The sequence below is a fragment of the Citricoccus sp. genome, from assembly GCF_035445025.1.
Lineage (GTDB): Bacteria > Actinomycetota > Actinomycetes > Actinomycetales > Micrococcaceae > Citricoccus.
The window spans coordinates 81416-100492 of the sequence record NZ_DAOMPX010000006.1; the positions used below are offsets into that span (position 1 = coordinate 81416).

Annotated in this window: 19 protein-coding genes and 1 tRNA gene; 6 read left to right on the forward strand and 14 right to left on the reverse strand. The window is 71.8% G+C overall.

The annotated features are described in order from the left end of the window. Positions 1 to 7: 7 nt before the first annotated feature. Genes PLJ28_RS03910 through arsB form a run of 3 tightly spaced genes read right to left on the reverse strand, consistent with a single transcriptional unit; the run spans position 8 to position 2097 of the window. Positions 8 to 448 carry an arsenate reductase ArsC gene (locus PLJ28_RS03910; RefSeq protein ID WP_183526655.1) on the reverse strand — a complete coding sequence of 147 codons (441 nt, stop codon included), beginning with the start codon at positions 446 to 448 and terminating at the stop codon, positions 8 to 10. Positions 449 to 500: 52 nt separating this feature from the next. Beyond that, positions 501 to 944 (reverse strand): arsenate-mycothiol transferase ArsC, encoded by a 444-nt coding sequence (locus PLJ28_RS03915; protein ID WP_183526657.1) that lies wholly within the window; start codon positions 942 to 944, stop codon positions 501 to 503. 28 nt (positions 945 to 972) lie between these two features. Then, the gene (arsB, locus tag PLJ28_RS03920; RefSeq protein ID WP_298044340.1) at positions 973 to 2097 is read right to left on the reverse strand and encodes an ACR3 family arsenite efflux transporter; all 1125 of its coding nucleotides are present in this window, start codon (positions 2095 to 2097) and stop codon (positions 973 to 975) included. Positions 2098 to 2178: 81 nt separating this feature from the next. Between arsB and PLJ28_RS03925 the strand changes: the two genes are divergently transcribed. The 3 genes from PLJ28_RS03925 to PLJ28_RS03935 are packed head-to-tail and all read left to right on the forward strand — an operon-like array spanning position 2179 to position 4204. Further along, entirely contained in the window at positions 2179 to 2565 is a 387-nt protein-coding gene (locus tag PLJ28_RS03925; protein ID WP_298044341.1) for an ArsR/SmtB family transcription factor, read from the forward strand. A gap of 28 nt (positions 2566 to 2593) precedes the next feature. Then, entirely contained in the window at positions 2594 to 3727 is a 1134-nt protein-coding gene (locus PLJ28_RS03930) for an ArsO family NAD(P)H-dependent flavin-containing monooxygenase (protein WP_183526661.1), read from the forward strand. A 48-nt stretch (positions 3728 to 3775) separates the two neighbouring features. Then, on the forward strand, positions 3776 to 4204 hold the full coding sequence (locus PLJ28_RS03935) for a heavy metal-responsive transcriptional regulator (protein WP_255459448.1): 429 nt from the start codon (positions 3776 to 3778) through the stop codon (positions 4202 to 4204). A 149-nt stretch (positions 4205 to 4353) separates the two neighbouring features. Here PLJ28_RS03935 and PLJ28_RS03940 read toward each other — a convergent pair. From PLJ28_RS03940 to PLJ28_RS03950, 3 genes are all read right to left on the reverse strand, one after another. Further along, positions 4354 to 4430, reverse strand: a tRNA-Pro gene (locus tag PLJ28_RS03940). Positions 4431 to 4550: 120 nt separating this feature from the next. Further along, complete coding sequence (locus PLJ28_RS03945) at positions 4551 to 5579, reverse strand: NADP-dependent oxidoreductase (protein ID WP_183526663.1); 1029 nt, start codon at positions 5577 to 5579, stop codon at positions 4551 to 4553. 142 nt (positions 5580 to 5721) lie between these two features. Then, entirely contained in the window at positions 5722 to 6180 is a 459-nt protein-coding gene (locus tag PLJ28_RS03950; RefSeq protein ID WP_183526666.1) for a DUF4825 domain-containing protein, read from the reverse strand. Between the two features lie 30 nt (positions 6181 to 6210). Here PLJ28_RS03950 and PLJ28_RS03955 point away from each other — a divergent pair, with 30 nt between their 5' ends. Then, on the forward strand, positions 6211 to 7467 hold the full coding sequence (locus PLJ28_RS03955; RefSeq protein ID WP_221243364.1) for an FAD-dependent oxidoreductase: 1257 nt from the start codon (positions 6211 to 6213) through the stop codon (positions 7465 to 7467). On the opposite strand, the gene der is transcribed toward PLJ28_RS03955, so the two are convergent. The 8 genes from der to PLJ28_RS03995 form a co-directional block, all read right to left on the reverse strand. Beyond that, a complete protein-coding gene (gene der, locus PLJ28_RS03960) occupies positions 7464 to 9011 on the reverse strand; it encodes a ribosome biogenesis GTPase Der (RefSeq protein WP_183526672.1) in 1548 nt (515 codons plus the stop codon). The genes PLJ28_RS03955 and der overlap by 4 nt on opposite strands. Next, on the reverse strand, positions 9008 to 9808 hold the full coding sequence (gene cmk / locus PLJ28_RS03965; protein WP_183526675.1) for a (d)CMP kinase: 801 nt from the start codon (positions 9806 to 9808) through the stop codon (positions 9008 to 9010). Before cmk ends, der begins: the two co-directional genes overlap by 4 nt. Further along, complete coding sequence (locus PLJ28_RS03970) at positions 9809 to 10957, reverse strand: prephenate dehydrogenase (RefSeq protein WP_183526677.1); 1149 nt, start codon at positions 10955 to 10957, stop codon at positions 9809 to 9811. Next, complete coding sequence (locus PLJ28_RS03975; protein ID WP_183526679.1) at positions 10957 to 12018, reverse strand: pseudouridine synthase; 1062 nt, start codon at positions 12016 to 12018, stop codon at positions 10957 to 10959. Before PLJ28_RS03975 ends, PLJ28_RS03970 begins: the two co-directional genes overlap by 1 nt. A gap of 197 nt (positions 12019 to 12215) precedes the next feature. Then, positions 12216 to 12881 (reverse strand): SMC-Scp complex subunit ScpB, encoded by a 666-nt coding sequence (scpB, locus tag PLJ28_RS03980; protein WP_183526681.1) that lies wholly within the window; start codon positions 12879 to 12881, stop codon positions 12216 to 12218. Next, entirely contained in the window at positions 12874 to 13824 is a 951-nt protein-coding gene (locus tag PLJ28_RS03985) for a segregation and condensation protein A (protein ID WP_221243634.1), read from the reverse strand. The genes scpB and PLJ28_RS03985 overlap by 8 nt, the downstream gene beginning before the upstream one ends. 29 nt (positions 13825 to 13853) lie before the next feature. Further along, positions 13854 to 14711 (reverse strand): ParA family protein, encoded by an 858-nt coding sequence (locus PLJ28_RS03990; RefSeq protein ID WP_183528430.1) that lies wholly within the window; start codon positions 14709 to 14711, stop codon positions 13854 to 13856. A gap of 293 nt (positions 14712 to 15004) precedes the next feature. Then, positions 15005 to 16459 carry a cation:dicarboxylate symporter family transporter gene (locus PLJ28_RS03995; RefSeq protein WP_298044343.1) on the reverse strand — a complete coding sequence of 485 codons (1455 nt, stop codon included), beginning with the start codon at positions 16457 to 16459 and terminating at the stop codon, positions 15005 to 15007. 176 nt (positions 16460 to 16635) lie between these two features. Between PLJ28_RS03995 and PLJ28_RS04000 the strand changes: the two genes are divergently transcribed. Beyond that, a complete protein-coding gene (locus PLJ28_RS04000; protein ID WP_298044344.1) occupies positions 16636 to 18357 on the forward strand; it encodes a sensor histidine kinase in 1722 nt (573 codons plus the stop codon). Beyond that, positions 18350 to 19063, forward strand: a complete 714-nt coding sequence (locus tag PLJ28_RS04005; RefSeq protein WP_183526687.1) for a response regulator — start codon at positions 18350 to 18352, stop codon at positions 19061 to 19063. The genes PLJ28_RS04000 and PLJ28_RS04005 overlap by 8 nt, the downstream gene beginning before the upstream one ends. Positions 19064 to 19077: the final 14 nt, after the last annotated feature.

Below are 19077 nucleotides of genomic sequence, written 5' to 3' on the forward strand. Positions count from 1 at the left end.
TTCGCCTTCAGTTCGCGGTGGACTCGGCCGGGAGCAACTCGGCGATGAGCTGCTCGATGCGGGTCTTGATCTCGTCGCGGATGGGGCGCACGCCCTCGACGCCCCGACCGGCCGGGTCGTCCAGCTTCCAGTCCTCATAGCGCTTGCCCGGGTAGAACGGGCAGGCGTCGCCGCAGCCCATGGTGATCACCACGTCGGAGTCCTGCACCGCCTCATAGGTGAGGACCTTGGGCTGGTTCGCGCTGATGTCGATGCCCTCCTCGGCCATGGCCTCCACGGCGGCCGGGTTGACCGACTCGGCGGGCGCGGAGCCGGCGGAGCGGACCTCGATCCGGCCCTCGGCCAGATGCTGCAGGTAGGCGGCGGCCATCTGGGACCGCCCGGCGTTGTGCACGCACACGAACAGCACCGACGGCTTCTGGGCGGTCGGGGTGGTCTCTGCAGTCATCGGGTCATCTCTTCTCGGTCGGTGGGTCACGGAGCAGTCGGTCATGAGGAGGTCAGGGGCCGGGGGTACCGGTGAGGTCGGTGAGCAGGGTGCGCACGCGGGCGTCGATATCGTCGCGGACCAGGCGCATCCGCTCGGCCCCTTCGATGCCGCGGGTGGAGGGCTCGTCGGTATGCCAGGTCTCGATGGTCCCTGCCATACCCTCCACCGGGTCGACCTTCGCCTCGTCCCCCAGGACGATGACCCGGTCCACGCGGGCCAGCAGGTCTACGTCGATGGGCTTGGGCTGGCCGCCGGACATGTCCGCCCCGACCTCGGCGACGACCTCGGCCGAGAGGACGTTGATCGCCTCGCCCGGTTTAGTTCCGGCGGAGTGGACTTCCACGCTGCCGGCGGCGTGGTGGTCCATCAGGGCCGCGGCCATCTGGGACTTGCCACCGTTCTTGGCACACACGAACAACACGGCCGGCCGGGACGCGGACTCTGAGGTGGTCATCTCTGGCTCTCCTGTCGGGGATGAGGGTTCAGGCGCGGGTCGCGGCGACGGTCTCGGCGCGGACCGGGACGGTGGGGTCCCCGGGGAACAGCCTGCGCCCGGCCCACAGGGACACGTAGACCAGCCCCACCAGCACGGGAACCTCGATCAGCGGGCCGACGACACCGGCCAGGGCCTGGCCGGAGGTCACCCCGAAGGTGCCGATGGCCACGGCGATGGCCAGCTCGAAGTTGTTGCCCGCGGCGGTGAAGGCCACCGTGGTGGACTTCGCGTAATTCAGCCCCACCGCCTTGGAGGCGATCAGGGCGATGCCGAACATCAGCACGAAATAGGCCAGCAGCGGCAGCGCGATCCGGGCCACGTCCCAGGGGTTGGAAGTGATCGCCTCGCCCTGCAGGGCGAACAGCAGCACGATGGTGAACAGCAGCCCGTACAGCGCCCAGGGCCCGATCTTGGGCAGGAACTCCTCCTCGTACCAGGTGCGCCCCTTGGCCCGCTCCCCCAGCACCCGGGTGAGGAAACCGGCCAGTAGCGGGATGCCCAGGAAGACCAGGACGCTGAGCACGATCGCCCAGACGGAGAAGTCGGCAGACGTGGTGGGCAGGCCCAGCCAGGAGGGCAGCACCTGGAGGTAGAACCACCCCAGAGCACCGAAGGCGATGACCTGGAAGACGGAATTGATGGCCACCAGCACGGCTGCGGCCTCCCGGTCCCCGCAGGCCAGGTCGTTCCAGATGAACACCATCGCGATGCACCGGGCCAGCCCGACGATGATCAGTCCGGTGCGGTACTCGGGCAGGTCCGGCAGCAGCAGCCAGGCCAGGGTGAACATCAGCGCCGGGCCCACGAGCCAGTTCAGCACCAGGGAGGTGACCATCAGCCGCTTGTCCCCGGCCACGCGGTGGGTCTCGTCGTAGCGGACCTTGGCCAGCACCGGGTACATCATCACCAGCAGCCCGATCGCGATCGGCAGGGAGACCTCCCCGATCTTCACCGCCTCCAGGGCGGTGTTGAGCCTGGGCACGAAGCGGCCCAGGGCCAGGCCGACGACCATGGCCAGCCCGATCCAGGCCGGCAGCCAGCGGTCCAGGAAGGACATCTCCTTCATCACGCCGTGCTGGGCGGCCGGCGGTGCGGTGGTGGGGACGCTCATGAAAGCCCATCTCTCGTATCGACCAATATCGATGCGAACCCTACCGGGACATATTGGCGTTCGTCAATGTAAGATGGGGTGATGGTCGCGACCACTACTCTTCCCGCCCTAGAGACCACCGGCCGCCGCGCCGAGGCCGCCGGCACGCCGGGGTCGGTGGCGTGTTGTTCCCTGTCCGATGGGCCGATCAGCGCCGAGCAGGCCCAGCGGGCCGCCGGGATGCTCAAGGCCCTGGCCGACCCGATGCGGTTGCGCCTGCTCTCCCACGTCGCCGCCCAGGGCTGCGAGGCCGTGTGCTCCTGCGACCTCACCGAGGAACTCGGCATCAGCCAGCCCACCGTGAGTCACCACATGAAGAAGCTCGTCGACGCGGGACTCCTCATCCGGGAACAGCGCGGGCGGTGGGCGCACTACACCGTGGTCCCAGCCGCCTTCGCCGAGCTGCGTCGGATGCTGGAGATGGGCTGACCCGCCCGCCCCGCCAGCCATGGGAACCATGAAGTCCGGCGAGGTCGACGTCCTGGTGGTCGGCGGGGGTCAGGCCGGACTGGCCGCCGGGTTCTACCTGCACCGTCTGGCCCGCGACGCCGCCCGGGGACGCGTCGGCCCCGCTCCCAGCTTCGCGATCCTGGATGCCAACGACCGCCCCGGTGGGGCATGGCAGTACTACTGGGACTCCCTGGAGCTGTTCTCCCCGGCTGCCTATAGCTCGCTGCCCGGTTACCAGATGCCACCCTGGGCCGGGGTGGGCAACCCCTCGGCCGCCCACGTGGTGTCCTACCTGCGCGCCTACGAGCAACGGTACGAGCTGCCGGTGCACCGGCCCGTCACCGTCCAGGCCGTCGAAGACGGCCCCGACGGGAATTACCTCACCCGCACCGACCGGGGCACCTGGACCAGCCGGGTGGTCATCAATGCCACGGGCTCCTGGCGCCGGCCCTTCATCCCCCGCGTCCCCGGGGCAGAGCAGTTCACCGGGAGCCAGTTGCACACCACCGGTTATCGCGGGCGGGAGCCCTTCGCCGGTCAGCGGGTGATGGTGGTCGGCGGGGGCAACTCCGGGGCGCAGATCGCCACCGACCTGCTGGACGCCGCCCAATCGGTGACCTGGGCGACCCGCCGGCCACCCCGGTACCTGCCCGACGACGTCGACGGCCGGGCCCTGTTCGCCGTGGCCACCGCCCACGTCCAGGCCGCCCGCCGGGGTGAACCCAGCCCCGGCGGGGTCGGATCCCTCGGAGACATCGTCGCCGTGCCCCCCGTCCGGGCAGCCCGGGACGCAGGGCGGCTGGAGGCCGCCTCGATGTTCTCGGCCTTCACCCCCACCGGCATACGGTGGGACAACGGCCGCCGGGCAGAGGTCGACGCGGTCATCTGGTGCACCGGCTTCCGCCCTGACCTGGGCCACCTGCGCCCTTTGGGCCTGAGCACGGAGTGCACCGTCCCGGCCACCACGGGCACCCCGCCCACGCGCTCCCGCGATCGGCCCGGGCTGTTCTTCCTCGGCTCCGGGGACTGGTGCGGCCCGGCCTCGGCCACCCTGATCGGTGTGGGAGCCCCCGCCCGTGCCACCGTCACTGTCGCGACCGACCACCTCACCGGCCCCCTGGAAGACAACCGGAAAGATTAGTCCCACGGTCTTGACCTTGGAGTGGACTCCAAGGTTTATCGTTGTCGCATGACGACCCAGACAGTGGTTCAACGCGGCATGCGGATCGGTGAACTCGCCGCAGCGACCAGCCTGAGCCCGGACACGATCCGGTACTACGAGAAGGCCGGCCTGCTACCCGACCCGGCCCGTACCCCGGCCGGGTACCGCGCCTACGGCCCCGAGGCCGTCGATCGGCTGCACTTCATCCAGGGCGCCCAGCGGCTCGGCCTGCGGCTCGAGGACATCCGCAACCTCCTGGCCATCCGGGACACCGGGAGCTGTCCGTGCGAACCGGCCGGCGACCTGCTGACCCGACGCCTGGCCGAACTGGACGAGAAGATCAGGCACCTCGAGGCCCTGCGCACCGAGATGGCCGCCATGCTCGATGCCCTGCCCACCGAGGACTGTCCCCAGCCCACCCCCGGCACGTGGCTGACACCGGAGAGGAGGTGCTGAGAGATGAACGACTGCTGTGACGACCCGACCTGCCCGCCAGAGTCCTGCGGCTGCGGCTGCTAGGCCACCGGCCCGGACCATCCCGGGAACGCCGACAGCCCGGACCCAATATTGGGTCCGGGCTGTCGGCGATCTCTTGAGAGATCACATGGTCGGGCTAGCGGGATTCGAACCCACGACCTCCTGACCCCCAGTCAGGCGCGCTACCAAGCTGCGCCATAGCCCGTGAGGAGAACGCCCACGGCGTTTTCCACCGGACCCACTCTACCCCATCGCGAGCGGTGCCGTGGACACGCCACGATTGCGTGAGCCGCGGCCGTGGGACCGGCCTCCGTCCGCCCCCGGATCAGGTGAGCCGGACGATCATCTTGCCCCGGTTCTCACCGCGCATCATGGCCAGGAACGCCTCGACGGTGCGGTCGAGACCGTCCATCACCGTCTCCTCGAAGACGACCTCCCCGGAGGACAACCACCCGGTCATCCGCTCCCGGAACTCCTCCACCGCCCCGGGGTGGGCGGCGGCCACCTCCGTGACGATGAAGCCCTGCATGCGCAGCCGACGGGTGAGGACGTGGCCGAGGTTGTCCGGCCCGGCCGGGCGCTGCGTGGCGTTGTACCCGGAGATCTGCCCGCACAGGGCGATCCTGCCGAAGTCGGCCATGACGTCCAGGGCCGCCTCGAGGTGGTCCCCGCCCACGTTGTCGAAGAACACGTCCACCCGGTCCTGGCCGACGGCCCCCGCCAGCTGCTCCCGGATCGGTGCGTCCTTGTAGTTGAGCGCCACGTCATAGCCGTACTGCTGGGTGAGGGCGGTCGTCTTCTCCGTCGTGCCGGCCGAGCCGACCACCCTGGCCGCCCCGAGCAACCGGGCGATCTGCCCCACGGCGGTGCCCACGGCACCGGCGGCGCCCGAGACCAGGACGGTGTCCCCTTCCCGAAGCCCGGCGATCCTGGTCAGGCCCAGGTACGCGGTCATGCCCGGCATGCCGAGGATGCCCAGATGGGCCGAGTGCGGCAGGCCCTCGAGCTCGGGGACGGGCCGGAAGTCCTCCGCCCCGGCCTGGACCCGGTCCGTCCAGCCGTGCTGGTGCAGCACCAGGGTGCCCGGGGGCAGGTGATCGGCCGCCGACTCCACCACGCGGCCCACCGCGCCCCCGGTGATGGTCTCCCCCACCTGGTACGGCGTGACATAGCTGCGTGCCGCGCTCATCCGGCCGCGCATGTACGGGTCCACGGAGAGGAACTCGTTGACCACGCGCACCTGCCCGGGCCGCAGGTCTGCGTACTCCACCGACTCCGTGGCGAAGTCCTCGGGCGTGGGCCATCCCTGCGGGCGGGCGGCCAGGCGGATCTGGGTACTGGTGAACGTGCTCATGGACTCACTCCTGGTGGCGTGTCGGTCGCTTCCGGCACCGACCCTACGCCCGGACCGGCACGCACCCCCGACGTGTCCGCGGCGCGCGGACACCTCGGTTCCCGCGGACGCCGAACAGGGTCCCCGAGGCGGGGCCCCGCGGTCAGAACGTGTACGTGCGCTCGCCCACCCGGAACTCGACGGTGTCCAGGTTCTGCACGCGTTCCTTGGCCTCGGCCGCGACCTGCTCCATGGTCTCCTGCAGCACGGCGGGATCGACCTCCGCGACCTGCTCCCCGTAGTGGACGACCAGCGTGCCCTCGTCCCCCTTGATCTCGAAGGACTCCATGTCCGGACCGGAGGGCATGGACCGGAAGAACTCGGTCACCCTGGAGTTGTCCCCCAGGAGGATGCCGTCGAACCCGGACAGGGAGGACCAGTCGAAGTCCCGGACCTGCTCCACCGTGAGGTCGCCCATCTGCCGCGCCTCGGTCCACAGCCGCTCGGCCTGGGCGGTGACCTCGCCGGCCTGGTTCGTGATCTCCTCGACCTGGGCACAGCCGGCCAGTGACATCATCAGCAGGACAGCCGCACCGGCGGCCCGACGTCTCGAGGTCTTCATCCCGGTATCTTCTCACGGCAGGATGTGACCATGAGCGGCACCTGTGTGGTCGTGGGCGGCGGGCCCGCGGGAATGGTCCTGGGCCTCCTGCTGGCCCGGGCCGGCATCGGGGTGACCGTGCTGGAGAAGCACGGCGACTTCCTCCGGGACTTCCGCGGCGACACCGTGCATCCCAGCACCCTGACCCTGCTCGAGGACCTGGGGCTGTTCGAGGCGTTCGACGCCCTGCCGCAGACCCGGCTGGATGGCGTCGGCTTCCCGGCCCCCGACGGCGGCTCGGTACGTCTGGTGACCCTCGGACGATTGCGGGTGCCCCATCCCTACATCGCGATGGTCCCGCAGTGGGACCTGCTGGACCTGTTGGCCCGGGCGGCCGGCGAGGAACCCACCTTCGCCCTGCGGATGAACACCGAGGCCGTGGACGTGCTGCGCGAGGGCGGTCGCGTCACCGGGGTCCGGTACCGGTCCTCGCAGGGGGCCGGGGAGCTGCGCGCCGACCTCGTCGTCGCCTGCGACGGCCGGGGGTCGGTCCTGCGGCGTGCGGCCGGGCTCCCCGTGCGGGAGTACCCGGTTCCCTTCGACGTGTGGTGGTTCCGGCTGCCCGCCCTCGGGGACCCGAGGACCTCCCTGCTCCCCCGGTTCCGCGCCGGCGCCGCCGTCGTCGCCATCCCGAGGCGGGGGTACTTCCAGGTCGCGTACCTGGGCCGGAAGGGCGGCGACGCCGGGCTGCGCCGCCGGGGCGTCGAGGCACTCCGCCGGGAACTGCACGGCCTGTTGCCCCCGGAGGCCGATGTCCGCGCCCTGACCTCGATGGACCAGGTCAAGCACCTGGACGTGCGGGTGGACCGGCTCCGGCGGTGGCACACCGCCGGCCTGCTGTGCATCGGGGACGCGGCGCACGCGATGTCCCCCGTCGGCGGGGTCGGGATCAACCTGGCCGTGCAGGACGCCGTCGCGACCGCCCGTCTGCTGGCCCCCGCGATCCGGACGGGCCGCGTGGGCCCCCGCGTGCTCGCCCGGGTGCGGCGTCGTCGACTGATGCCGACCGCCCTCATCCAGGCGGTGCAGCGGGTCGCGCACGCCCGGTTCGTCGAACCCGTCCTGGACGGCACGTGGACCGCTCCGTCACCACGGTTCGTCTCCCTGGTCCGCCGGTTCCCCGCGCTGACACTCCTGCCGGCCTACCTGATCGGCGTCGGCCCGTTGCCGGAGCGGGCCCCGGACTGGGCCCGCCGCCCGTCGCGGCCGCGGCCGGTGTCCCCGGCCCGCCGGGTGGCCGCGGACTAGTGCTTGCGGCCGCGCTTCTCGCGGACCCGCATCCCGAGTTCGATCGGGGTCCCCTCGAAGCCGAAGGTCTCCCGCAGCCGGCGGATGATGAACCGCCGGTAGCCCGGGTCCAGGAACCCGGTCGTGAACAGCACGATGCGCGGGGGCCGGGTGGAGGGCTGCGTGGCGAACAGGATCCGGGGCTGCTTGCCGCCGCGCACCGGGTGCGGGTGGGCTGCCACGAGCTCGCCCAGGAAGGCGTTCAGCTTGCCGGTGGGGATGCGCCGGTCCCAGGACTCCAGCGCGGTGTCCAGGGCGGGCACCAACCGGTCCTTGTGCCACCCGGTCTTGGCCGAGAGGTTCACTCGAGGGGCCCAGGCCACGTGGGCCAGGTCCTGCTCGATCTCCCGGTCCAGGTAGAAGCGGCGGTCCTCGTCCATGAGGTCCCACTTGTTGAAGGCCAGCACCAGTGCCCGGCCGGAGTCCACGACGGTCTGCAGGATGCGCACGTCCTGCTCGGACAGCACCTCGGAGGCCTCCAGCAGGACCACGGCCACCTCGGCCTTGTCCAGGGCGGACTGGGTCCGCAGGGAGGCGTAGTAGTCCGCACCGTGGGCCATGTGCTGGCGGCGGCGGATGCCGGCGGTGTCCACGAACCGCCAGAGCCGGCCACCGAGCTCGATCAGCTCGTCCACGGGATCACGGGTGGTGCCGGCGGTGTCGTCCACCACCACGCGGTCGGATCCGGCCAGCTTGTTCAGCAGCGAGGACTTGCCCACGTTGGGCCGTCCCAGCAGGGCCACGCGGCGCGGGCCACCGCGCGGGACGAGCCCGCCGTGGGCGGACTCCTCCGGCAGGACCGCCAGGGCCGCATCCAGCAGGTCACCGGTCCCCCGGCCGTGCACCGCGGAGACGGGGTGGGGCTCGCCGAGGCCGAGGCCCCACAGGGTGGCGGCGTCCGCCTCCTGGGTGATGTCGTCGACCTTGTTGGCCACGAGGATCACCGGCTTCTTCTTGCGCCGCAGCAGCCGGACGACGGCCTCGTCGGTCGAGGTCGCGCCGACGGTCGCGTCCACGACGAACAGCACGGCGTCGGCCACGTCCACGGCCAGCTCGGCCTGCTCGGCCACGCGCTGGTGGATGCCCTTGGCATCGTGCTCCCACCCGCCGGTGTCCACCACGGTGAACACCCGCCCGTTCCACTCGGCCTCGTAGCTGACGCGGTCCCGGGTCACCCCGGGCACGTCCTCCACCACTGCCTCGCGGCGGCCGATGATCCGGTTGACCAGGGTCGACTTGCCCACGTTGGGCCGGCCGACGATGGCCAGCACCGGGGGCACGGGCTCGTCCTCGGGTTCGGCGTCGCCCTCCTCCCAGCCCTGGAGCAGGGCGGCGTCCTCGTCGTCGAGCTCGTAGTCCTGCAGGCCGGCGCGCAGGGCCTCGGCCCGCTGGCGCGCGTCCTCGTCCGAGAGGGCGGCCAGCCGCTCGGCGACGTTGTCCTCGCCGGCGGGCACGTACTCGGCCCCGTCCTGCGGCCCGGTGCCGGTGGTGTTCTCGGTGCTCATGCGCGGTTCCCCTTCGGGGTCGTCGGTGCTGCGGTGTCTGGTGTGGTCACCGGTGCGGCGGTTCCGGCCGCCTCGGTGCCGGGGGCGTGGTGGGCGTCGCCGAAGACGCCCTGGCCGGACTGGCCGGCGATCTCGGCCAGGACGGCCTGCACGGTGGACTCGAGGTCGAGCTCGGAGGAGTCGACGAGACCCACCCCCGCGGCGGGGGTCATGAAGTCCACCACGGTGGAGTCCTTCGCGTCCCGGTCCACCACCTGGGCGGTCAGGTCCTGCCGGCCGACGGTGCCGCCGAGCTGCTCGCCGCGCCGGGCGAGACGGACCTCCGCGGAGGCGGTCAGCAGGATGCGGGCATCGGCGTCCGGGGCCACCACGGTGGTGATGTCCCGTCCCTCGGCCACGATCCGGCGGTGGGAGTCGATCAGCTCGCGCTGACGGGCCACGAGCAGCTCGCGGACGGCCCGGTTGGTGGCCACCACCGAGACGACGGCGGAGATGCCCGGTGCGCGGATGGCCTCGGTGATGTCATGGGTGCCCACCACCACGCGGTCGACGTCAGGGTCCACGGACAGCCCCAGGTCGATGTCCTGGACGGCACTGACGACGGCGTCGTCGTCCTCGAGCACCCCGGCCTCCCGGCAGTGCCAGGCCACGGCGCGGTACATCGCCCCGGTGTCGAGGTAGGCCGCGCCCAGCCGACGTGCGACCTCGCGGGACACGGAGGACTTCCCCGACCCCGAGGGACCGTCCACGGCCACCACGAGGCGACGCGATGCCGCCCCCGTCGTCTCGTCCACCATTCAGACCACCTTCCATCCCCGCGCGGTCAGCGCGTCCGTCAGTTCCTGCCGGCGTCCGGGCAGTACGGAGATCTCCAGCATGCCCACCTGGTACCCGGCCGAGTGGTCCATGCGCAGGTCCTCCACGTTGACGCCGGCGGCGCCGACGTCCTGCAGGACCGCCGAGATCTGGCCCGGGGTGTCGTCCACGATCACGGTGACCACGGCGAAGGCCTGCGGCGGACCGCCGTGCTTGCCCGGGATCCGGGCGTGCCCGGCGTTGCCCTCGGCGATCAGCTGCGCGATGTCCAGTCGTGCACCGGGCGCCGACGGGTCCTCCATCGTGCCGATCAGCCGGTCCAGGTCCTCGCGCACCCCGTAGAGGATCCGCAGGATCTCCGGCGCGTTCGCGGCGAGGATCTGCACCCACAGCTGGGGGTCGGAGGCGGCGATGCGCGTGGTGTCCCGCAGTCCGTTGCCGGCCAGGGCGAGCGAGGCCGCCGGGGTCTCCTGGAGCCGGGAGGACACCAGGGAGGCGGCGATCTGCGGCAGGTGCGAGATCAGCGCCACCGAGGCGTCGTGGTCCTCGGCGCTCATCCGGTGCACGGTGGCGCCCAGGCTGCGGGCGATCTCCTCGGCCGCCGCGACGGCGGACGGGTCGGTCGCCTCGGTCGCGCAGACCACCCAGGGGGCCGCGGTGAACAGCTGGCCGCGGGCCGCCACCGGGCCGGAACGCTCGGAACCGGCCATTGGGTGGGTGCCCACGTAGCGGGCCGCCTGGGCGGGGGCCAGGGTCCCGTCGGCGACGGCGGCCTGCACCTCCGCGGCGATCGCCCCCTTGACCGAGGCGATGTCCAGCACGACGGCCTCCGGGAACCGGCGCAGCGAATCGATCACGACCTGCCCGGTCACGTCCGGGGGCGAGGCCACCACGACGGTGCCCGGCTGCCGGACGTCCGGCGCGTCCGTGGCGCCGTCGGGCCCGGCCGGGAAGGGGTCGCCGGCGCCGATGTCCACGGCCACGGCCTGCGCGGAGGGCGACGGGTCGGCGAGCCAGACCTCGGCGCCCGCGGCACGCAGGCCCAGACCGATCGAGGCGCCCAGCAGTCCGGTGCCCCTGATGAGGACCGGTTCCGTCAGGACCCGGGATGTCAGCAGGGCCCGGGCCATCACAGTCCGACCGAGGCCATCAGGTGGCCCATCTCCTGCCGGCCCATCTGCCGGACCGTGCCCTGTTTCTGGTCGCCGAGGGCGATCGGCCCGAACTTCACGCGCACGAGCCGTTCGACCGGGTAGCCGACCTCCTTGAACATCCGGCGCACGATCCGGTTCTTCCCGGAGTGCAGCACGACCTCCACGAGCACGTGCCCCGGGGTGGAGTCCACCAGCTTGAAGGAGTCCACCTGCGCGAAGCCGTCCTCGAGGTGGATGCCCTCCTTGAGCTGGGCCCCGACGCCCTTGGCCATCGGCCCGGGCACCTGGACGAGATAGGTCTTCGGGACCTCGTAGCGGGGGTGGGTCAGCCGGTTGGCCAGCTCGCCGTCATTGGTCAGCAGCAGCAGCCCCTCGGTCTCGGTGTCGAGCCGGCCGACGTGGAACAGGCGCTCCTGGCCCTTCTTGAGGTAGTCGGAGATGCACGGGCGCCCCTCGGGGTCGTCCATGGTGGAGACCACGCCGCGGGGCTTGTTGAAGGCGAAGTAGCGCAGGGTGGTGTCCAGCTGCAGGCGGATGCCGTCCACGTGGATGACCGAGGTCTCGGGATCCACGCGGACACCGGTCTCGGTCACGACCTTGCCGTCCACCTCGACCCGTCCCTCGGCGATCAGGTCCTCGCAGACGCGCCGGGAGGCCACGCCGGCGGAGGCCATCAGCTTCTGGAGGCGCACCCCGGACGGGTCGTGGACCTCGGAGAAATTCTGCTCGCGCCGAGCGCGGTTCGGACGCTGCGGCTTGCGCGCGGCGCCCAGGTTGCGGTCGTATCCATCCCGCGAGTCGTCGCGGAACGGCCCGCCCTTCTGGCCCGGTTGCGGGGTGCGGCCACCGCCGCCGGCAGGGCCGCCGCGGGCAGCCCCCTTGCCGGAGTGCCCCTTGCCGGCCGATGCGCCGTAGCCTTTGCCGGGCTTACCGGTCTTGCCGGGCCTTCCGGGACGCGATGCGCCCTGGCCGCGGCGGCCGCCGGAGCCCTGGGGTCCGCCGGAGGAGTTCTGGTGTCCGGGGGTACGTGGAGTCATGATGTCCTTTCAGTGCCTCACGGCATGTGCAGGGGTCGGAGTGGGTGGGGATCACGGGACCTCGGGTCACCGGTCACGGCACCACGACCGTGCCCCACCGAACACTCCATCATAGTCCAGCCCTTCCCGCGCAAGGTCACGCGGGCGCGGTGATCTTGCGCACTGCCGAGGGCCCACCGGGTGGACGCGGCCGTGCTTCAGCCGCGGAAGCCCTCGTCCTGCTCGGCGAGGGCCGCGAGGTCGTCCAGGCCGGGCAGGTGCTCGGAGAGCCTGGGCAGCTCGTCGAGGCTTCCCACCCCGAGGGTCTCCAGCAGGTATCCGGTGGTCCGGTACAGCACCGCTCCGGTGTGGGGATCCGTTCCCGCCTCGGCCACCAGTCCCCGGCTGACCAGGGTGCGCATCACGGAGTCCGAGTTCACGCCGCGGATGCCGGCCACGCGGGACCGCGTCACCGGCTGGAGGTAGGCCACCACGGCCAGGGTCTCCAGGGCCGCCTGCGTGAGCCGGGCGGTCTGGCCCTCGACGACGAACCGCTCGACGACGTCGGCGAGGGCGGGCCGGGAGTAGATGCGCCAACCGCCGGCCAGCTCGCGCAATTCGAAACCGCGCCGGGGCCCGCCGGAGCGTCCGTCGTAGTCGTCCGCCAGGGCCGACAGGGTCGCGGCGACCCTCGCGGGCTCCGCGTCGGTCGCCTGGACCAGCTGTGCCACGGTCACCGGCTCGTCCACCACCATCAGCACGGCCTCGAGCTGCTCGCGCAGGTCCGCCGGGTCGTCACCGGCCGGGTGGGTGGGCAGGTGCGGCCCGGGCCCCTCCCGCTCGGCCGGGGGCGCCGGCGCGGGCCGTGGTCCCGGTTCACTCATGCGTCGTCTCCTCGTCCAGGTTCTCGTCGTGCTCCTCGTCCCACCCGGCGCCGGGATCCGCCAGCACGTCCGGGGCATCCGGGTCCCACACCACCACCAGCTCCCCCAGCGGCGTGTCCTGGTGGAACGTCACGGCCCGGTCCCGGTACATCTCCAACAGGGCCAGGAAGCGGGCCACCACCACCAGGGTGGTGCCGGCGTCGTGGACGATTTCACGGAAGGTGAGCCGGCCGGACGCCCGCAACCGGGCCGCCAGGATGCCGCTCTGCTCGCGCACCGAGACGGGCGGGGCGTGCAGGTGGCCGAGCCCGACGGCGTCGGGTTCGGCCGGGGTGCGGGAGAGGACCTGCTCTGCCAGCGCACCGAACTGCTCCGGGCTCACCGTCCACACCAGCGGGGGCAGGACGGAGGCGAACCGCGGGTCCAGCGTCGTCTGGCGTGGGAAGCGCCGGGACTCGGACTCCATGCGGCTGCGCATCAGGGCGGAGACGTCCCGGAACGCCTTGTACTGCAGTAGCCGGGCGAACAGCAGGTCGCGCGCCTCCAGCAGGGCCACGTCCTCCTCGGCGTCCGTGGTGCCGGCCGGCAGCAACCGGGCCGTCTTCAGGTCCAGCAACGTGGACGCCACCACGAGGAAGGCGCTGGACTCGTCCAGCGCCGCCAGGTCCGGGCGGCCGCGCTCGTCCTCGTCCCGTCCCCCGGGCTGCTGCCGCAGGGTGCCGATGTAGGCGATGAACTCGTCCGTGACCTCAGCCAGGGCGACCTCGGTGATGTCCATCCGGCGCCGGGCGATCAGGGAGAGCAGGAGGTCGAACGGGCCGGAGAAGTTCCGCAGGGTGACCGAGAAGCCGGACGGCGTCCCGTCCAGGCCGGCCTCGTCCAGGGCCGCCCGGGACGGGTCGGCCACGCCGGGGCCACCGTCGTCCGCGGCGAGACCGGCCATTCCGCCGGTCACCGCCGCGGACACTGGGCTCACGGCGCTCCGCCGCGCCAGATCAGCTCGCGGGCCAGTGTGCGGTAGGCCTTGGCACCCTCGTGCTTCTGGGCGAAGGCGGTGATCGGCTCGGCGGCGACGGTGGCGTCGGCGAACTTGATGGAGCGCTTGATCACGGTCTCGAAGACCCGGTCCCCGAAGGCCTCGACCAACCGGCCCACGACCTCCTTGGAGTGCAGGGTACGGGCGTCGAACATCGTGGCCAGCACGCCGTCGACCTGCAGGTCCGGGTTGATCCGGTCCTGGATCTTCTCGATGGTCTCCACCAGCAGGGCCACCGCGCGCAGGGCGAAGAACTCGGCCGTCAGCGGGATGATCACCCCGTGCGAGGCGGTCAGCGCGTTCACGGTGAGCAGCCCCAGGGACGGCTGGCAGTCGATGAGGATGACGTCGTAGTCGTCACGGACCTGGCGCAGGGACCGCTCGAGCACCTGCTCGCGGGCCACCTCGTTGACGAGCTGGACCTCCGCGGCGGAGAGGTCGATGTTGGCGGGCAAGAGGTCGATGTTCTCGAACTCGGTCTCCACGAGCGCGTCCCGCGCGGTGACGCTGCGCTCCATCATGACGTTGTAGATGGTCGTGTCCAGCTCGTGCGGGCTGACCCCGAGACCGGCGGACAGGGCGCCCTGGGGATCGAAGTCGACCATGAGGACCTTGCGGCCGTACCCGGCGAGCGCGGCGCCGAGGTTGATGGTGGAGGTGGTCTTGCCCACCCCGCCCTTCTGGTTGACCATCGAGATGATCCGGGCGGGGCCGTGCGAGGTCAGGGGGGCGGGCTCCGGGAACTCGTGCTTGGGCCGTCCCGTGGGCCCGATCACCGGATCCCCGGTGACCATGAGCACTGGCGTGGGCTCTTGCTGGTTCACGATGCTGCCGACTCCTGCCATCTGTCCGTCTGTCCGCCGTTCTGTGAGGTGCCTTCGCTGGATAACGCCGGCTGCTGCGGCATGGGTACACCCTAGTCCGGATCTCGGCCGGCCCGGAGAATTCACGCGGACCCGCGGCGAGCCTTGACGTTCAACCGCAGGGTGAAGGTGTATACGCCGGTCGGTTCCCGCCCACGTCGGCGGCCGGGCCCCGTGCAGGGGCCCGGCCGCGGTCGTGGGGTCCGTGGGACCCGGTCGGCGGACTACCGGCGGCTGCCGGCGGTGTCCAGGTCGCGGGTGACGTTCAGGCTGGACTCCGGGTGCCCCTCCACCGCCTGCTCGGCGATGGTCGGCGACTCGTACGGGTCGAAGCCGCGCCCCCGGGACTCCGCGTCGGCCTCCGTGGCCGGTGCGGCCTCGGCCGCGCCGTGTCCGGCCACCAGGGCCTCGTCGAACGCCAGCCGGCCGGAGAGCACCTGCCGTGCGCGGTCGGCGTCGAACTCACCGACCCACTTGCCGATCAGCATCGTCGCCACGGCGTTGCCGGTGAAGTTGGTCAGGGCCCGGGCCTCGGACATGAACTTGTCGATGCCCACGATCACGCCCATCCCGCCCAGCAGCGCCGGGCTGTGGGACTGCAGGCCGGCGGCCAGGGTGGCCAGGCCGGCGCCGGTCACGCCGGCGGCACCCTTGGAGGCGATGATCATGAAGACCAGCAGGCCGATCTGCTCGCCCAGGTTCATCTCCAGGCCCATGGCGTTGGAGACGAACAGGGCGGCCATGGTCAGGTAGATGGCGGTGCCGTCGAGGTTGAACGAGTACCCGGTCGGGACGGTCACCCCGACCACGGGCTTGGACACCCCGGCGTACTCCATCTTGGCGATCAGCCGCGGCAGGGCCGACTCGGAGGAGGAGGTGGCGAAGATCAGCAGGTACTCCCGTCCCAGGTACTTCATCAGGGAGAAGATGCTCATCCCGGTGACGATCTTCAGCAGGGTGCCGAGCACCAGGACGATGAACAGGATGCAGGTGGCGTAGAACGCACCCATCAGAAGCGCCATGGCCCCGATGGCGGACCAGCCGGTGGAGCCGACGACGGCGGCGATGGCACCGAAGGCGCCGATGGGGGCGACCCACATGATCATCATCAGGATCCGGAACACCACGCCCTGGACGAGGGAGAGGATGTTCAGCAGCGGCTTGCCTGCCTCGCCCATCTTCTGCAGGGCGAACCCGACGAGCAGGGCCACGAACAGGACCGGCAGCACCGGGACGGAGTCCGGGATGATCTCCAGCACGAACGCGACGGTCGGGTCGAGTTCGGCCTTGGCGGCCGGGTCGTAGGGGGTCAGCGCGAGACCCTCACCCGGGTGGATGAGGTTGCCCACGACCAGGCCGAGGCCCAGGGCGAAGGTGGACATGATGACGAAGTACAGCAGGGCCATGCCACCGACCTTGCCGACGGTGGCGGCCTTGGCGATGGAGCCGATGCCCAGCACGATGGTGCAGAAGATGACCGGGCCGATCATCATCTTGATCAGGGAGACGAAGCCGTCGCCGAGGGGCTTGAGGGACTTGCCGAACTCCGGGAACAGCAGGCCCACGGCGGCTCCCAGGACCACCGAGGCGATCACGGAGATGTAGAGCCAGTGGGTCCGGTCCTTGGTCTTCTTCGCCACGGAGCGCTCTGCGCGCGGGGCGGTGGTGGTCTCTGCCATGGTGGTCCTTGCTGCGATGGTGGATCGGGGTGTGATGATGGGGGCGGACGCCGGCGATGCCGGGGTGTGGCGCCACCGGGACTGCGGTCAGTGATGATCCTCGCCCCGTACTGTGGGGATCGTCACGGTTGCGGTCATAAAGTTCATGACGCCGCTCACAGATCCGGGAGGTGATCATGCGCCGGTGGAGCATCGCCCGGCGGCTCGCCGTGGCCCAGCTGGCGGGGCTGGTCGTCATCGCGGTCCTCGCGATCGGTGTGAGCTACCTGCAGACCCGGCAGACCTTCTACGCCCTGGAGCGTGAGCACGTGGTGGCCACCGCACAGCTGATCGCGGACGAGGGCACGGTCCGTGAGGGCTTCGCCGCGGCGGACCCCTCGGCGGCCCTGCAGCCCCTGACCCTGGAGCTGCCCGGCCCGGCCGACGTGGACTGGGTGACGTTCTTCGGCACGGACGCCACGCGCGTGGCCCACCGGAATCCGGCTCTGCAGGGCACGCACTTCCCCGGGGACCTCTCGCAGGTCCGGGCTGGAAGGGTCAGCGTGGACACCGTCGCGACGGGCCCGGCCGGCCTGTCGTTGCGTGCCCTGGCCCCGGTCCTGTCCGCGGACGACGAGACGGTCATCGGGGTCGTCGGCGTCGGCCAGCGTGTTCCGGAGCTGGACATCGCCGTGTCCGCCCAGATTCCCCGGATCCTGGTGATCACCGGGGTGCTGGCCGCGCTGGCGCTGTCCGGATCGGCGATCCTGGGCCGCTACATCTCCCGGACCACCCACGGGCTGGGTCCCGAGGAGCTGGCCGCACGCTTCGCGGTGCTGGACACGGCACTGCACAACGTCTCGGAGGGCATGGTCCTGATCTCGCCGACGAGGCACCTGACGCTGTACAACGACCGCGCCGCCGAGCTGCTGGACCTGCCCCCGTCCCGGGAGGCCGGGGTGATCGGCGATCGACCGCTGCACGTGAGGGAGCTCGGCCTGCCTGCGCCGCTCGCCGACCTGCTGGGCGCGGGACGGCAGGCCCGGGACGAGCTCTATGCGGTGGGCGAGCGGATCCTCGTGGTGAACCAGCGGCCCGCCCGCCCGGGGACCACGCCGACGGCACGGCCCTGGACCCGGTCGCGGCGGCGGTCGTCCGAGATCCCGGCGCCGGGCCCGGGAACGGTGGTCACGCTGTACGACCGCACCGAGGTCCAGGAGATGAACCGGGAGCTGGAGACCACCCGGTCCCTCACCGACGCCCTGCGCTCGCAGACCCACGAGCACGCCAACCGGCTGCACACCCTCTACTCCCTGCTCGAGCTGGGCCGCCCCGAGCAGGCCCGCGAGCTGATCGAGCAGTCCCTGGACGCCCGGGGCACCGGCGCGGACCTCGCCACGACCGCGGAGGCCGAGCCCGCGCTGGACGCGCTGTTGATCGCCAAGGCCTCCCAGGCCCGCGAGCGCGGGGTCACGATGGACCACCGCAACGAGGTCGACTCCCCCACCGGCGTCCCGGCCCAGGACCTGGTCACCCTCATGGGCAACCTGCTGGACAACGCGATCGACGCGGCCGCCGACCCGGCCCGGGACCCGGAGGATCGCTGGGTGGACGCCGAGGCGCGCCTCGAGGGGCGCTGGCTGGTCCTCCAGGTGGCCGACGGTGGGCCGGGACCCTCTGCGGAGGACCGTGAGCGGATCTTCGAGCTGGGCTGGTCCACGAAACCGGCCGGGCCCGCCGGCCGTGGGGTGGGACTGGCCCTGGTCCGCCAGACGGCCCGACGGCTGGGCGGGACCGTGGACCTGGCCCAGGACTCCGGGACCGTGTTCACCGTCGAGCTGCCCCTGGGTGCCGCGGACCGGGGCCTGCCGGACCCGGTGGACGCAGGGCACCCGGAGAGGATCGACGGGCATGCGTGACTACCGGGTGCTGATCCTCGAGGACGAGCAGGTCACGGCCGAGACCTACGTGGAGTACCTGGCCCGCACCGGCGGCTTCGAGGTGGTCCATGTCTCGCCCACCGCCCGGGACGCGCTGGGCTTCCTGGCCGAGCAGATGCGCCGGGGCGGTTCCTTCGGCGTCGACGTGGTCCTGCTGGACATGAACCTGCCGGACGGCCACGGGCTCGACGTGCTGCGGCAGATGCGCTCGGCCGGCTTCACCGGCGGGGTGCTGGCGCTGACCGCCTCGACGGAACTGCACACCATCCGCCGGGCGGTGGCCCTGGGCGTGGTGCAGTACCTGGTCAAGCCGTTCGGCTACCAGCAGTTCGCGGAGCGGATGCGCGCGTTCCGCGAGCTGGCGGCCGAGTTCGCCGGCACCGGCACCGCACCGGGCCAGGACGCGGTGGACCGGGCCTTCCCGCGCTCCCGGCCCGCCGGTCCCCCGGAACTGCCCAAGGGGCTGACGGAGCGGACCCTGGACACCGTCGTCGCGCTGCTGCGGGGCGCCGCCGCGGACGCGCTGAGCGCGGGCGAGGTGGGCCACGCCGTCGGGACGTCCCGGGTCACCGCGCGACGGTACCTGGAGCACCTCTACCGGGTGGGCATGGTGGAGCGGTCCCCGCGATACGGCACGCCGGGCCGGCCGGAGAACGAGTACCGCTGGACGGGGCCGGCGGGCTGAGCCTGCCCCGGTCC

Coding starts and splice junctions, on each gene's coding strand:
- PLJ28_RS03910 (WP_183526655.1), bottom strand. CDS start 448: ATGACTGCAGAGACCACCCCGACCGCCCAGAAGCCGTCGGTGCTGTTC.
- PLJ28_RS03915 (WP_183526657.1), bottom strand. CDS start 944: ATGACCACCTCAGAGTCCGCGTCCCGGCCGGCCGTGTTGTTCGTGTGT.
- arsB (WP_298044340.1), bottom strand. CDS start 2,097: ATGAGCGTCCCCACCACCGCACCGCCGGCCGCCCAGCACGGCGTGATG.
- PLJ28_RS03925 (WP_298044341.1), top strand. CDS start 2,179: ATGGTCGCGACCACTACTCTTCCCGCCCTAGAGACCACCGGCCGCCGC.
- PLJ28_RS03930 (WP_183526661.1), top strand. CDS start 2,594: ATGAAGTCCGGCGAGGTCGACGTCCTGGTGGTCGGCGGGGGTCAGGCC.
- PLJ28_RS03935 (WP_255459448.1), top strand. CDS start 3,776: ATGACGACCCAGACAGTGGTTCAACGCGGCATGCGGATCGGTGAACTC.
- PLJ28_RS03945 (WP_183526663.1), bottom strand. CDS start 5,579: ATGAGCACGTTCACCAGTACCCAGATCCGCCTGGCCGCCCGCCCGCAG.
- PLJ28_RS03950 (WP_183526666.1), bottom strand. CDS start 6,180: ATGAAGACCTCGAGACGTCGGGCCGCCGGTGCGGCTGTCCTGCTGATG.
- PLJ28_RS03955 (WP_221243364.1), top strand. CDS start 6,211: ATGAGCGGCACCTGTGTGGTCGTGGGCGGCGGGCCCGCGGGAATGGTC.
- der (WP_183526672.1), bottom strand. CDS start 9,011: ATGAGCACCGAGAACACCACCGGCACCGGGCCGCAGGACGGGGCCGAG.
- cmk (WP_183526675.1), bottom strand. CDS start 9,808: ATGGTGGACGAGACGACGGGGGCGGCATCGCGTCGCCTCGTGGTGGCC.
- PLJ28_RS03970 (WP_183526677.1), bottom strand. CDS start 10,957: ATGGCCCGGGCCCTGCTGACATCCCGGGTCCTGACGGAACCGGTCCTC.
- PLJ28_RS03975 (WP_183526679.1), bottom strand. CDS start 12,018: ATGACTCCACGTACCCCCGGACACCAGAACTCCTCCGGCGGACCCCAG.
- scpB (WP_183526681.1), bottom strand. CDS start 12,881: ATGAGTGAACCGGGACCACGGCCCGCGCCGGCGCCCCCGGCCGAGCGG.
- PLJ28_RS03985 (WP_221243634.1), bottom strand. CDS start 13,824: ATGGCCGGTCTCGCCGCGGACGACGGTGGCCCCGGCGTGGCCGACCCG.
- PLJ28_RS03990 (WP_183528430.1), bottom strand. CDS start 14,711: ATGGTCACCGGGGATCCGGTGATCGGGCCCACGGGACGGCCCAAGCAC.
- PLJ28_RS03995 (WP_298044343.1), bottom strand. CDS start 16,459: ATGGCAGAGACCACCACCGCCCCGCGCGCAGAGCGCTCCGTGGCGAAG.
- PLJ28_RS04000 (WP_298044344.1), top strand. CDS start 16,636: ATGCGCCGGTGGAGCATCGCCCGGCGGCTCGCCGTGGCCCAGCTGGCG.
- PLJ28_RS04005 (WP_183526687.1), top strand. CDS start 18,350: ATGCGTGACTACCGGGTGCTGATCCTCGAGGACGAGCAGGTCACGGCC.